We start from the raw sequence: 13,263 nt of genomic DNA, 5'->3' as shown, positions 1-13,263 counted from the left end.
GGGTTCACCGCAGTTCACGCACGAAGCGGCCGATCTCGGCGATCGCGCGGCCGCTCTCCGGGACGACCCCCGCCGCGGCCTGGAAGGCGTGCACCTGTTTCTCCCACACCTGGAGTTCGGTGGAGACCCCGGCGAGTTGCAGTCGCCGGGCCATCAACTCGGCGTCGACGTAGGTCATCTCCTCGGATCCGGTCTGGATGAGTGCGGGAGGCATCTCCGACAGATCGAGATCGACGGGGGAGGCGACCGGTTCGTCGCCTTCGCCGCCGAGGCGTTCGGCGCGTTCGACGAGGGTGGACAGCACAGCGACGGCGCGTCGCGGGAAGACGGCACACCGGTGCGAGTTGGGATGGTCGAGTTTGCCCCGCGGGTCGAGATCGGTGAGCGGCGACAGTGCGACGGTGCCGGCCGGGCGGCCGATGCCGAGTCGTACCGCTTCGTGGGCGACGGCGAAGGTGAGGAAGCCGCCGGCGGAATCCCCGGCGATCACGACACGCTCGGCCGGGTGGCCGTGCGCCACGAGCCAGCGCAATCCGTCGAGGCCGTCCTCGACCGCGCGCCGGATCGGATGGCGGGGCAGCATGCGGTAACCGACGGCCAGGACCGGCGCGCCGGTGGTGGCGGAGATGCGGGAGACCAGATGGCGGTGCGTGGTGAGGCCGCAGCACAGGAACGCGCCGCCGTGCAGGTACAGGACGGCGGTGCCGTCCATACCGACCTGCGCGGCGGTGCCGTCCATATCGACCTGCGCGGCCGGGAGTGCGGCACCCGGCGCCCAGAGCAGTTCCGCCGGGCACATCGGTAGGTCGACTCGCCGGCGGTGTGTGCCGGGCACGGGCACGAGAGGGAACGCGAGGTGGTCTATCGCCGACGCCGGCCAGGGGAGGGTCGGGGCGTACGACCATGCCTCGATGAACGGCCGCACGGTACGGCGCACCGAGAAGGACAAGGCACGGGACCGAGTGCTCACCCCCGCGAACTCGCGCGTGGTCGCGTGGTGCGTGGGCAGAGGGAGCAACTCGGTGCGGGCGACGCTCATGACCGGCACCTCCTCGGTCTGCCCGGAGTTGTGGTCGGACCCGGTCGTGGTGGCTGCACGAACTTCGGATTTACGAGGATACGCCCGTTCATCCAGGTCGCGAGGGTTTGCTGAGCAATCGTTGTGGTCCTGGTCTCAGAGTGACGATTTCGGGCGGAGGCGGGTTCTCGGCGATGTACCTTCTGTCAGGTACCGGCAGTGCAAAAAGTTTTCCGGACCTTCTACACATCCCGTACTTTTCGGGCCACACTGACTGTATGTTTCGACTGCGGCGCGCGGCCCGGCGTCGCTCCTGGGGGACGAACGAAGGCGAGATGTTGCGTAAATTCGACGTTGCAAGCATGAGTGCCGACGAGATCACCGCGGCGGACCTGCCCCGGATGGTGGCGGACGCCGCGGCATGCGAGCCCGACCGGATCGCCGTGGCGCACGGCATGGACACCACCACCTACGCCCGCTTGCACGATGAGGTCGTCAAACTCGATGCGGCCATGGGGATCCTGCTGGGACAGGCCTCGCTCGTGCCCATCGCGCTCGCCACCGTCTTCCCGGCGCTGGCCGACTCGGCGCGCGGCGACCTGCGCAACGTGCTCGACGCACTCGTGATCGACCTCGTCGACTGCGTGGCCCCCGCGCCTCTTTCCGCGGCCGGCTGACGAACCGCCCGGTATCCACCATCATTGAATCGGTAGGTCGACGAACGAAGTGATCGGTGCTGCACGACAGTACCGGTTCGGGTGGGAGGTCACATGGACGACGACACGCTCACCGTCGCCTGCAAGTACGGCGAAGTCCGGGGGTATCGCGACGGCGAGGTCTACGTCTGGAAGGGCATCCCGTACGCGGCCCCGACCGGTTCCCGGCGGTTTCGGGCGCCGCTACCGCCCGAACCGTGGGACGGCGTCCTCGACGGCGCACGGTTCGGACCGATAGCTCCGCAGAGCCGACAGAGCCCGATCGGGATCGACCCCGAGATGACGTTGAGCGAGGACTGTCTCTCGCTCAACATCTGGGCGCCGTCGCCCGACGGACGCCGACGCCCCGTCATGGTCTGGATCCACGGTGGCGCCTACGTGCTCGGTTACTCCGGTCAGAAGATCTACGACGGCCGAAACCTGTGCGAGAGCGGCGATGTCGTGATCGTCACGATCAACTACCGGCTCGGCGCGCTCGGCTTCCTCGACCTGTCGTCCTTCTCCACGCCCGGGACCACCTTCGAATCCAACGTCGGCCTCCGAGACCAGATCGCCGCCCTCGAATGGGTGCGCGACTGCATCGCCGACTTCGGTGGCGATCCGGACTGCGTGACGCTCTTCGGCGAATCGTCGGGTGCGGGGTCGATCACCACGCTCATGACGGTCCCGAAGGCCAAGGGCCTCTTCCATCGTGCGATCGCCCAGTCGCCGCCCGCCACCTCGGTGTACGGCAGCGACCGTGCCGCGACCGTCGCGCAGCGCTTCCTCGAGATCCTCGACCTGTCGCCGTCCCGGGCCGCCGAACTACTCACGATGTCGACCGACACGCTGGTCGAGGCGTCGGAGGTGCTCGTCGCCGAGACTCCGACGAAGGTGCCGGGGACGCTCGCCATGACACCGGTCGTCGACCGCGGCCTGGTGCCGAAATATCCGGTCGCGGCCTTCCAGAAGGGGCTGTCGCACCGGATCCCGCTGATCATCGGCTCGAACAAGGACGAGCCGTCCATCTTCCGCTTCATGAAGTCCCCGCTGATGCCCGTCGACGACACGGCGGTGCAGGCCATGTTGGCGGCGTTGGCCGACGACCGGACGGATCTGCCTGCCGAGCGACTCGCCGAGATCGTCGCGGCGTATCCCGACCTGCCCAAACCCATCGGGGCGATGGCGCTCTCGCGCGACGCCGGTTTCCGCATGCCGGTGCTGTGGGTCGCCGAAGCGCACAGCGCGCATTCGCCGACCTGGGTGTACCGCTTCGACCACGCCACCCCGATGCTCAAGGCCGCCCGGATCGGAGCCGGGCACGCGACCGAATTGCCATATGTCTTCGGAAATTTCGGCACTCTCGGCCGGGATCCGTCCTTCTGGCTCGGCGGCCGCAAGGCCGCCGGTGAGGTCTCCGGTCGCGTGCAGCGGCGCTGGTTCGCGTTCGCGCACCACGGTGTGCCGGCGGCACTGGACGGTTCGAAGCACTGGCCGCAGTACGAGGCGGAGGAACGCTCGACCCTGCTCATCGACTCCACGGACAGGGTCGAGTCGGATCCGGACGGCGAGATGCGCCGGGTCTGGGGTACCGAGGTCATGGCCTTCACCTGAGCGCGCCCGCGCACCGGTGCGGCACGTGCTCCGATGGCACATGCCGTGAGATGACACATACGGTGCGTTGACCGGGTTGAACACGTGTGCAATCCTTGAAACGTGCATTCAACCGCCGCCGGTGACGACCTCACCACCCGTGCACGGATCCGCGACGCTGCCATCCGGTGCATCGCCGCGTACGGGGTCGGCGTGCCGCTGCGGACCATCGCCGCCGAGTGCGGCGTCAGCGCCTCGCTGATCGTGCACCATTTCGGATCCCGCGCCGGATTGAAGGAACACTGCGACCGGTACGTGCTCGACGGGATCCGGCAGGCGAAGAGTGCCGTCCTCGACCCGAAGGTCGGACCGGCCGCGCTGAACGACCAGATGGAACACATCGAGAACTACGCGACCACGGTCGCCTACCTCTTCCGCACCCTCCGGACCGGCGGCGCCCCCGCCGCCGACTTCCTCGACCGGCTCGTCGCCGACACCGAGGCCTATCTCGAGGAGGCTGTGGCCGCCGGAACCGTGCGGCCCAGCCGGTTCCCCTCCGAACGAGCACGTGCCCTCATCTCGTTCAGCGTCGGCGCCGTGCTCATGGACCTTCCCGGTCCCGACGAATACCTCGACCTCGAAACCTTTCCTGCCAGGCTGCGCGCCTACACCGAACGCCTCGCGCTGCCGATGCTCGAGCTCTACACCGAGCCGTTGCTGACGGACTCGACCCTTCTCGACGCCTGTCTGGCAGCGCGTGAGGCACCCCCCGACTCCTGACGGAGGAAAGATGGACACCCCTCTTATCGAAATCCGCGACATCGTCAAGACATTCGGAACCACCAGAGCTCTCGACGGGTTCTCGATGACCGTCGAACGCGGCACCGTCGCGGGATTCCTCGGACCGAACGGCGCCGGCAAGTCCACGGCGATCCGCGTGCTGCTCGGAATGCTGCGTGCCGATTCCGGCACCGCCCGTGTCCTCGGATTCGACCCGTGGACCGACGCCGTCGCGATCCACCGCCGACTCGCGTACGTGCCCGGCGACACGAATCTGTGGCCCACCCTCACCGGGGGCGAGATCATCGACGTCCTCACCCGCATCCGCGGGGGAGAGGCGCGCACGCGTCGTCGCGCCGAACTCCTCGAACGGTTCGAACTCGACCCGACGAAGAAGGCCCGCACCTACTCGAAAGGCAACCGGCAGAAGGTCGCACTCGTCGCCGCCCTCGCATCGGACGCCGAGCTCTACCTGCTCGACGAACCCACTTCGGGTCTCGACCCGCTCATGGAGGCGGTCTTCACCGACGAGGTGCGAGGGCTCCGCGACCGCGGCGCGACCGTGCTGCTGTCCAGCCACATCCTCGCCGAGGTCGAGAAGCTCTGCGACACGGTGACGATCATCCGGGCCGGACGCGACGTCGAGACCGGCACCCTCGCACAACTGCGGCACCTGACCCGCTCGTCCGTGCGGGCCACGACCACCGCCCCTGCCGAGCGACTGGCCGGGCTCTCCGGAGTCCACGACCTCTCCACCGACGACGGCAGGCTCGCGTTCGACGTCGACAACACCGCCCTCGCACCGGTCCTGCAGGAACTCGCCGGACTCGGCGTCGAGAACCTCACCATCACACCCCCGTCACTCGAAGAGCTGTTCATGCGGCACTACGGCGACACCTTCGACACCGGTGACGGGAACGGTGCCGGTGCCGGTGCCGTGGAGGAGGTGTCCTCATGATGACCACGACGACACCGACAGCAGTGCCGACCCCGAGCGGTACCTCCGCGACGTCCGCGGCACCGTTCACCGGGCTCGGCACACTGCTGCGGTTCTACCTGCGGTTGGACCGCGTGCGGATCACCGTCTGGACCCTCGCGCTCGCCCTCACGGTGTGGTCGACCGTCCTCAGCCTGGCCGCGGTCTATCCCGACGAGGCCTCCCGGCAGGCCCGCGCGGCCCTGCTGGAGAATCCGGCAGCCGTGCTCATGACGGGACCGGCCTACGGGATCGACAACTACACGCTCGGGGCGATGACTGCGAACGAGCTGAGTCTGACCGTCTTCGTCGCGACGGCGATCATGAGCATCCTGCTCGTCGTCAGGCATACCCGAGCGCAGGAGGAATCCGGCCGGCTCGAACTCCTGCGGGCTCTGCCCGTCGGGGCCTACGCCCCGCCGGCGGCCGCCCTGCTGTTGGTCTCGGTCGCGAATCTCGTGGTGGGTACCGGCATCACCGTCGCGCTCATCGCCGGCGGGCTCGATGTCGTCGGCTCGATCGCCTTCGGTGTGGCCTCCGCCGTCACCGGGGTGCTCTTCGGCGCAGTCGCCGCGGTGACCGCCCAGTTCGGCGAGCACTCCCGCTCGGCCACGGGCACCGCGCTCGCAGTGCTCGCCGCGGCCTTCTTCGTCCGCGGAGCCGGCGACATCATCGAGGCCACCGGGTCGTGGCTGTCGTGGCTCTCGCCGATCGCCTGGGCCCAGCAGACCCGGCTCTACGTCGACGAGCGGTGGTGGCCGCTGCTGTTGTCCGTCGCCACGACGGTCGTGCTGCTCACCGTCGCCGTTGCGCTGTCGCGGCGCCGCGACCTCGGAGCCGGTCTACGGGCGCCGAAACCAGGCCCCGCCGAGGCCGATTCCGCGTTGCTCGGTCCGGTGGGGTTGATCCGGCGCCTGCTGCGCGGAGCGTTCGTGGGATGGCTGACGGGACTGGTGCTGTTCGGTGTCGCGATGGGCGCCCTCGCCAGTTCCGTGGAGGATCTCATCGACGAGATGCCTCAGGTGCTGGACATGGTCGGCGTGGATCCCGACGCCCTCACCGCCTCCTTCGCCGGGATGATGCTGATGTTCCTCGCCCTCGGCGCCACCGCCTTCGGTGTGTCCGCGGTGGTGCGAATGCGCAGCGAGGAGGACGGCGGACGGTCCGGTCTCGTGATCATCACCGGAACTGGGCGCAGCGCATGGCTGTCCGCGGCACTCGGTGTGATCGTCGTCCAGATGGTCGTGGCGCTGCTCGTCTCCGGCGCCGCGACCGGACTGGGGGTCGCATTCGCGGTGGGCGACTGGGCGTGGGTGCTGCGGATGATCGCGGCGTCCCTGGCCTACGCGCCGGCGGCGATCCTCGTCGTCGCCGTGGCGTTCGCGCTGCTGGGCTGCGTGCCGCGCGCGACCGGGCTGGTGTGGGTGCTGGTGGTGTGGACGGTGTTCGTCGCGTGGCTCGGCGAGATGCTCGACCTACCCGACGAACTCGTCGCACTGTCGCCGTTCTCGCACATCCCGCTGGTGCCCGCAGAGAATGCGACGGCGATGCCGCTGATCATCCAGGCGGTCGCGGCGGTGCTGCTCGTCGCAGCGGCGATCGTGGGTTTCCGCCGCCGCGACGTGCAGGTGTGACGGATCAGTTGCGGTATTCGGGATGTTCGGAGACGAACTTCTCGACGTACGAGCAGGACGTACCGATCTTCAGTCCCTGCTTCTTGGTCTCGTCGAGGGCGTGCTTCACCACGACCCCGGCGAGACCCTTACCGCGGAACTGCGGGTCGGTGACGGTGTGGTCGAAGTCCCGCAGGTCGCCGTGCTGCGTGTAGTCGGCGTAGGCCGCGAGGTCGTCGCCGAGATAGAGCGCGAAGCGGGCCTTGTCGGCGTCGTGCTCGATCCGGGGTTCGGTGCCGTCGATGTTCTGCGTCATGATGTCACCGTACTCGGGGCGTGCTCTGGAGGAGTGTCGACGACGATCGCGTCGTCGTCGGTCAACGCCACGTGCTCGACGCCGTGCTCGCGCAGGTACAGCAGGGTCCGCTGTATCCCGTCGTCGGCCAGCAGCGAGTCGCCGGCGTGCGGCACGATCGCGTGCTCGACCCAGCCGAGTCCGTCCCACACCACCGGGATACCGCAGGTCGCGGCGACCTCGTCGGGGTCGTCGGAGAACTCGATGCCGCGCAGCGACGGTGTCGCGACACAGGCCCCGGCGCTGTATCCCCCGTACACGAGACGGTTGCTGCGCACCAGATCCGTGAGCACGGCGTCGCCTCCACTGCGGGCCAATTGCGCTCGCAGGACGAAGGTGTTGCCGCCGCGCACCCACACGGACGTGCAGCCCGACAGTCGCTGCCGCAGCGAGTCGGGATCGTCGAGGTGATCGCGCAGATCCACCTCCTCCGGAGCGAAGCCGAGCGACCGCAGCGGGCCCATCTCGCTCGTGACCGCCGCCGCGCGGGCGGAGGCCGGCCACGCGTCGGCGGCGTTCGCGATCACCGCGATCCGGCCCGGCGCCACCAGACGGACGAAGGTGTCCGGGTCGGCGCCGAACCGGTAGGAGGACAGGAACAGCCGCACGACGTCAGATCGTGAACGCGAGGTTGTCGACGATGCGGCGCCCGACCTCGGTGTCGCCGCCGAGGGTGATCTCGTCGATTCGGTCCTCGGCGCGCACGCGTCCTCCGGCGAGCCGAACGAACAGTCCCGAGTCCATCGCGATCGTCGTGGTGGCCGGTTCGGAGAGGGCCGGGACCTCGGTGGCCCGTCCGTGCACCTCGACGTGGACGGTGCGTGCGAGGGGACCGGAGAGTTCGATCGTGATGCGTGCTCCCTCGGGGGCCTTGCCGCGCTTGCCCACAATGAACGGAACCGCACCGAAGACCTCCGCGGATCCGAGTTCGGCACGCGGGCCGCCCTCGCTGCCCGTCCTGCCGAGAGCGTCGCAGATGTCGAGTTCGTGGAGCCAGCAGTCGAACACGCGGATCCGCATGAAGCGTCCGTAGGGCGCCGGCCCGACGGGAGTGTTCGACTGCTTCCCGAAGTCCGCCTGGGTCATCGCGCCGAGTTGCTCCGTGCGTAGGGCGACGATCTCCCGGTAGCGCTCGAGCACGTCCGGGCCGGGAACGGGACGCAGCGACTCCACCCACAGCTCGTTGAAGGCCGCGATGTCGTTGCGGACGTGGTCGAACGAGCGCACGTCGCGTTCGATGCGCGGCGCTTCGATGCCCGCGAGCATCGACTCGGTGCCGATGAGATGCGCAGTGATGTCCTTGACCGTCCATCCCGGTAGGCAGGTGGCGGTGGTCCACTCGTCCTCGGTCGGTCCCGAGAGCAGATCGTCGAGCACGGCGAACTGCTCGAGCAGCAGCGGCCGGATCGTGTCGATCGGGAACTCGGCAGCGGAGGTATCGGGGGTGGTGTCGGGCTGCGATGTCACTGGTGCTCCTCGGCGGTGAGACGTTCGAGACCGGCGCGGATGAGTGCCGCGGTGGTCTCGGGGTCGTGGGGTCGACGGCGGACCAGACCGATACCCATCCGGACACGGTCGCCGCCCCAGCGGGGCAGGACGTGCAGGTGGGTGTGGAAGACGGTCTGGAAGGCTGCCCGTCCGTCGTTCAGGACGAGATTGGTTCCGTCGGTGGCGAGTTCGGAACGGGTCATCGCCCGGGCGATCCGCTGTCCGGCGCGGAAGACGGCCGCGCCCGACGCCGGATCGAGGTTCTCGAGGCGTGCGGCGTGCACGCGCGGGATCACGAGGGTGTGCCCGCGCGCGATCGGCCGGATGTCGAGGAAGGCCACGACCTCGTCGTCCTCGTACACCCGTGTCGCCGTACCGCTGCCGTCGGCTATGGCGCAGAACACACAGGAACTCACCGGGTCACCTTAACGCGGTGTGTCGGTCCCGATCCCCAGCGCGTCGACGAGGACGGGAAGACCCACGGCGGCCGTGGTGCGCCAGGCGTGGTCGACCTGATCGCTCAGATCGGTCTCGCGCGGATCGATCTGTACCACCGGCACGCCGTGACTGCGCGCGAGCGACGGCAGGCCGGCCGCCGGGTAGACGACGCCCGAGGTGCCGACGACCAGCAGCAGGTCGGCCTCGCGCAGGGACTCGGTCGCGGTCTCCCACGGGTCCTGCGGCAGCATCTCGCCGAACCACACGACGCCCGGCCGGCCGTCGCCTCCGCATGCGGGGCACGACGGCGGATCGAGACGGGCGACGGGATCCTCCGGCGGATCGGGGAGGTCGACGGCACGCTCGCACCGGCTGCACCGCGGGGCGAACAGGCTCCCGTGCAGATGGGTGACCTCGTGGCTTCCGGCACGCTCGTGGAGGTCGTCGACGTTCTGCGTCACGATCTGCACGTGGGCCGCCCGTGCCCAGTCGGTGAGGGCCCGGTGTCCGGCATTGGGCTGTACACGCCGGACGAGCGCGACCCGCCACTGATACCAGGCCCAGACCGTCGCGGGATCGTCCGCCCACGCCGCTGGTGTGGCGAGGGCAGTGGCGTCGAAGTTCTCCCACAATCCGGTCTGCGCATCGCGGAAGGTGGGGACACCGCTCTCGGCGGACATCCCGGCGCCGGTGAGGACGGCGACGCGGCGGGCCGAGCGGGCGAGGTCGAGGACGGGTTCCGGCACGTTCATGGGGCCAGGTTAGGTGCTCGGGTCAGGAGGGATCCGGGATCGGGTGCTCCCTGCCGCATCGCGGGCACGGTTCCTCCTCGGAGGTGAGCATCGCCCCGCAGTCGGGGCAGAGGAGATGGAGCCAGCAGACCGGGTCGCCGCCGAGGTCGGCCGTGCCGGGGTCGTCGTCGACCGTGAAGTCGGCGGGCGTGTCGTTCGCGGGGTCCTTCCGAGGTTCGTGTGTCACGGACACCCCCTACGCGGGCTGCCGGACGAGCGCAAAGGCCGGGTCCGGTGACCGAGTATCTGAATCGATTCCGAAGTGTTCTGAATCGGTACACACCGCCGTTCGGTGCACACGGAACGAATCTGTTTGCACTCCGCCTTCTTTCGCATCGGGGGCCGCTCCCGGGCCGTTTTCGGGACCGATTCCGATCGTCCTGCACGGTCTTGCTCACCGGAGGAAAATGGCATTTGTGAGGTGAGCTGCCTCACAAACTTGCGCCGTCTTGCTGTTCGGACTCGATTCAGATGATCTGACCAGGTTGCGAGGTCACGGGAGGGCACGGTAGGTCTGCTTAAGCCTTTCAGTGCATGACAGGCCGTCACATGGCCTTCGATAACGCATCTTTCGCCGCCGATCGCGGCACGACGCGCACTTTCATCGACGCAGGAGTCAAGAATTGAGTACCGAAGGATCGAACACGGGGAGCGGAGCGCACCGCCGTCCGACCGTCGGCGTGGTTCGTGAGACGAACGACGGGGAACGGCGGGTCGCGCTCGTGCCGAAGATCGTGCCCTCCTTGATCGGCAAGGGTCTCGACGTCGTCGTCGAGTCCGGTGCCGGCCAGGGCGCGCTGATTCCGGATGCGGCCTACAAGGAAGCCGGCGCGACCGTCGGCGACGCCTGGTCCGCCGACATCGTCGTCAAGGTCGCTCCGCCGAGCGACGCCGAGATCGCCCACCTGAAGTCCGGCCAGCGCCTGATCGGCTTCCTCGCCCCGCGCAACGCAGACAACCAGATCGGCGCCCTCACGCAGGCCGGAGTCGAGGCGTATGCCGTCGAGGCCATTCCGCGTATCTCCCGCGCGCAGGTCATGGATGCCCTGTCGTCGCAGGCGAACGTCGCCGGCTACAAGGCCGTGCTGGTCGCGGCGAGCGAATCCACCCGCTTCTTCCCGATGCTCACCACCGCAGCCGGCACCGTGAAGCCGGCGACCGTGCTGGTGCTCGGGGTGGGCGTCGCGGGTCTGCAGGCGCTGGCCACGGCGAAGCGTCTCGGTGGCCGCACCACCGGTTACGACGTGCGTCCCGAGGTCGCCGACCAGGTCCGGTCGGTCGGTGCCCAGTGGCTCGACCTCGGCATCGACGCCGCGGGTGAGGGCGGCTACGCACGCGAGCTCACCGAGGCCGAGCGGGCCCAGCAGCAGCAGGCGCTCGAAGACGCCATCAAGGGCTTCGACGTCGTCATCACCACCGCGCTCGTGCCGGGCCGCCCGGCGCCGCGCCTGGTGACCGCCGCCGCGGTCGAGGGGATGAAGCCGGGTTCGGTGATCGTCGACCTCGCCGGCGAGACCGGTGGCAACTGCGAACTCACCGAGCCGGGGCAGACCGTCGTCAAGCACGACGTCACCATCTGCTCGCCGCTCAACCTGCCCGCGACGATGCCGGAGCATGCCTCCGAGCTCTACTCGAAGAACGTGTACGCGCTGATCGAGCTGCTCCTCGACGAGTCGGGTGCCCTGGCCCCGGACTTCTCGGACGAGATCCTCGAGGCCGCCTGCGTGACGCGTTCGAAGGAGAACTCCTAGATGTACAACGAACTACTCGCGAACATCGCGATTCTGGTCCTGGCCGGATTCGTCGGTTTCGCCGTCATCTCCAAGGTGCCGAACACGCTGCACACGCCGCTGATGTCGGGCACCAACGCGATCCACGGCATCGTCGTGCTCGGCGCTCTCGTCGTGCTCGGTCATCTCCCCGGTGATGCCCACTGGGGCATCAAGATCATCCTGTTCGTCGCTCTGGTCTTCGGCACCCTGAACGTCGTCGGTGGCTTCGTCGTCACCGACCGCATGCTCGGGATGTTCAAGCAGCGCAAGGACTCCCCGGCTGCACAGAAGAAGGGGGCTGACGCCTGATGGGCTACCTCGTCTCGGTCCTGTACATCATCGCCTTCGCGATGTTCATCTACGGTCTGTCGGGTCTGACGGGCCCGAAGACCGCAGTCCGCGGCAACTACATCGCCGCCGTCGGTATGTTCATCGCGGTCGTCGCGGTGCTCATCGACATCCGTGACACGGAGAACTGGGGTCTGATCATCGGCGGTCTGGCCGTCGGCATCATCCTCGGCGTCCCGCCGGCACTGAAGACCAAGATGACGGCCATGCCGCAGCTGGTCGCGCTGTTCAACGGCGTCGGTGGTGGCACCGTCGCACTCATCGCGTGGGCCGAATATCTCGAGTCCACCAGCTTCACGACGTTGGACGACGACCCGACCGTGGTCATGATCGTCGGTTCACTGTTCGCCGCGATCATCGGCTCGATCTCGTTCTGGGGTTCGCTCGTCGCCTTCGCGAAGCTGCAGGAACTGCTGAACAAGACTCTCGAGCGCAAGCTCGTCGCGTCGGCGAAGCTGTTCCAGCTGGCCAACATCGTCCTCGTCCTCGCGTCGATCGCCATCGCCGTCTACATCGGCATCAGCGCCGACGGTGACCCGCTGGCCTCGTGGTGGATCCTGGCGCTGCTCGTCGCCGCCGGCCTGATGGGTCTGTTCGTGGTGCTGCCGATCGGTGGCGCCGACATGCCCGTCGTCATCTCGCTGCTCAACGCCCTGACCGGTCTGTCGGCAGCAGCCGCCGGTCTCGCGCTGAACAACCAGGCCATGATCGTCGCGGGCATGATCGTCGGCGCCTCGGGCACCATCCTGACCAACCTCATGGCCAAGGCCATGAACCGGTCGATCCCCGCGATCGTCTTCGGCGCCTTCGGTGGCGGCGAGGCGGCCGCCGGTGTGGCCTCGGCGTCGGGTGGCACGGTCAAGGCCACCTCGGCCTCGGACGCCGCCATCCAGATGGCGTACGCCAACCAGGTCATCGTCGTTCCCGGCTACGGTCTGGCCGTCGCCCAGGCGCAGCACGCCGTCAAGGAGATGGCAGCGCTGCTCGAGGACCGCGGTGTCGAGGTCAAGTACGCGATCCACCCGGTCGCCGGTCGTATGCCCGGCCACATGAACGTCCTGCTCGCCGAGGCCGACGTCGAATACGACGCGATGAAGGAGATGGACGACATCAACGGCGAGTTCGGCCGCACCGATGTCACCATCGTCATCGGCGCGAACGACGTCACCAACCCGGCTGCCCGCCTGGACTCGACGAGCCCGATCTACGGCATGCCGATCCTCAACGTCGACCAGTCGAAGTCGGTCATCGTGCTCAAGCGCTCGATGAGCTCCGGTTACGCCGGTATCGACAACCCGCTGTTCACCGCCGACAACACGTCGATGCTGTTCGGTGACGCGAAGAAGATGGTCTCGGAGGTCACCGAGGAACTGAAGGCCCTGTAGGCCTTCCGGAC

The 13,263-nt window shown here is 68.4% G+C and carries 15 protein-coding genes; 8 read left to right on the top strand and 7 right to left on the bottom strand.

Annotated elements, in window-relative coordinates; translation table 11 throughout:
- Positions 1-4 precede the first annotated feature (4 nt).
- Positions 5-1,039 carry an alpha/beta hydrolase gene (locus BLV31_RS17985; RefSeq protein ID WP_064061238.1) on the bottom strand — a complete coding sequence of 345 codons (1,035 nt, stop codon included), beginning with the start codon at positions 1,037-1,039 and terminating at the stop codon, positions 5-7.
- 341 nt (positions 1,040-1,380) lie between these two features.
- Between BLV31_RS17985 and BLV31_RS17980 the strand changes: the two genes are divergently transcribed.
- The 5 genes from BLV31_RS17980 (at position 1,381) to BLV31_RS17960 (ending at position 6,696) form a co-directional block, all read left to right on the top strand.
- A complete protein-coding gene (locus BLV31_RS17980; protein WP_228044996.1) occupies positions 1,381-1,695 on the top strand; it encodes a non-ribosomal peptide synthetase in 315 nt (104 codons plus the stop codon).
- 93 nt (positions 1,696-1,788) lie between these two features.
- Entirely contained in the window at positions 1,789-3,327 is a 1,539-nt protein-coding gene (locus tag BLV31_RS17975; protein ID WP_006552905.1) for a carboxylesterase/lipase family protein, read from the top strand.
- A gap of 102 nt (positions 3,328-3,429) precedes the next feature.
- The gene (locus BLV31_RS17970; RefSeq protein WP_006552906.1) at positions 3,430-4,086 is read left to right on the top strand and encodes a TetR/AcrR family transcriptional regulator; all 657 of its coding nucleotides are present in this window, start codon (positions 3,430-3,432) and stop codon (positions 4,084-4,086) included.
- A gap of 10 nt (positions 4,087-4,096) precedes the next feature.
- A complete protein-coding gene (locus BLV31_RS17965) occupies positions 4,097-5,044 on the top strand; it encodes an ABC transporter ATP-binding protein (RefSeq protein WP_064061208.1) in 948 nt (315 codons plus the stop codon).
- Positions 5,041-6,696 carry an ABC transporter permease gene (locus tag BLV31_RS17960; RefSeq protein ID WP_231411917.1) on the top strand — a complete coding sequence of 552 codons (1,656 nt, stop codon included), beginning with the start codon at positions 5,041-5,043 and terminating at the stop codon, positions 6,694-6,696. Before BLV31_RS17965 ends, BLV31_RS17960 begins: the two co-directional genes overlap by 4 nt.
- A gap of 4 nt (positions 6,697-6,700) precedes the next feature.
- Here the strand turns inward: BLV31_RS17960 and BLV31_RS17955 are convergent, their stop codons facing one another.
- From BLV31_RS17955 to BLV31_RS17930, 6 genes are read right to left on the bottom strand one after another with little or no spacing between them, the layout of a single operon-like run.
- Complete coding sequence (locus BLV31_RS17955; RefSeq protein WP_019288935.1) at positions 6,701-6,991, bottom strand: GNAT family N-acetyltransferase; 291 nt, start codon at positions 6,989-6,991, stop codon at positions 6,701-6,703.
- Positions 6,988-7,638 (bottom strand): Type 1 glutamine amidotransferase-like domain-containing protein, encoded by a 651-nt coding sequence (locus BLV31_RS17950; protein WP_064061210.1) that lies wholly within the window; start codon positions 7,636-7,638, stop codon positions 6,988-6,990. Before BLV31_RS17950 ends, BLV31_RS17955 begins: the two co-directional genes overlap by 4 nt.
- Positions 7,639-7,642: 4 nt before the next feature.
- Positions 7,643-8,497 carry a maleylpyruvate isomerase family mycothiol-dependent enzyme gene (locus BLV31_RS17945; protein ID WP_006552911.1) on the bottom strand — a complete coding sequence of 285 codons (855 nt, stop codon included), beginning with the start codon at positions 8,495-8,497 and terminating at the stop codon, positions 7,643-7,645.
- Positions 8,494-8,934, bottom strand: coding sequence for an HIT family protein (locus BLV31_RS17940; RefSeq protein WP_064061211.1), 441 nt, complete (start codon positions 8,932-8,934; stop codon positions 8,494-8,496). Before BLV31_RS17940 ends, BLV31_RS17945 begins: the two co-directional genes overlap by 4 nt.
- Before the next feature lie 9 nt (positions 8,935-8,943).
- On the bottom strand, positions 8,944-9,708 hold the full coding sequence (locus BLV31_RS17935) for an SIR2 family NAD-dependent protein deacylase (protein ID WP_064061212.1): 765 nt from the start codon (positions 9,706-9,708) through the stop codon (positions 8,944-8,946).
- 22 nt (positions 9,709-9,730) lie between these two features.
- Positions 9,731-9,934, bottom strand: coding sequence for a hypothetical protein (locus tag BLV31_RS17930; RefSeq protein ID WP_006552914.1), 204 nt, complete (start codon positions 9,932-9,934; stop codon positions 9,731-9,733).
- Positions 9,935-10,370: 436 nt separating this feature from the next.
- Between BLV31_RS17930 and BLV31_RS17925 the strand changes: the two genes are divergently transcribed.
- From BLV31_RS17925 to BLV31_RS17915, 3 genes are read left to right on the top strand one after another with little or no spacing between them, the layout of a single operon-like run.
- Positions 10,371-11,498: a Re/Si-specific NAD(P)(+) transhydrogenase subunit alpha gene (locus tag BLV31_RS17925; protein WP_006552915.1), complete on the top strand. Its 1,128-nt coding sequence runs from the start codon at positions 10,371-10,373 to the stop codon at positions 11,496-11,498.
- A complete protein-coding gene (locus BLV31_RS17920) occupies positions 11,499-11,828 on the top strand; it encodes an NAD(P) transhydrogenase subunit alpha part 2 (protein ID WP_006552916.1) in 330 nt (109 codons plus the stop codon).
- The gene (locus BLV31_RS17915) at positions 11,828-13,252 is read left to right on the top strand and encodes an NAD(P)(+) transhydrogenase (Re/Si-specific) subunit beta (protein ID WP_064061213.1); all 1,425 of its coding nucleotides are present in this window, start codon (positions 11,828-11,830) and stop codon (positions 13,250-13,252) included. Before BLV31_RS17920 ends, BLV31_RS17915 begins: the two co-directional genes overlap by 1 nt.
- The last annotated feature ends 11 nt before the right edge of the window (positions 13,253-13,263 follow it).

Origin of the sequence: Rhodococcus pyridinivorans, from assembly GCF_900105195.1 — a bacterium.
GTDB classification, from domain to species: domain Bacteria; phylum Actinomycetota; class Actinomycetes; order Mycobacteriales; family Mycobacteriaceae; genus Rhodococcus; species Rhodococcus pyridinivorans.
This window is presented reverse-complemented; position numbering and strand designations above follow the sequence as displayed.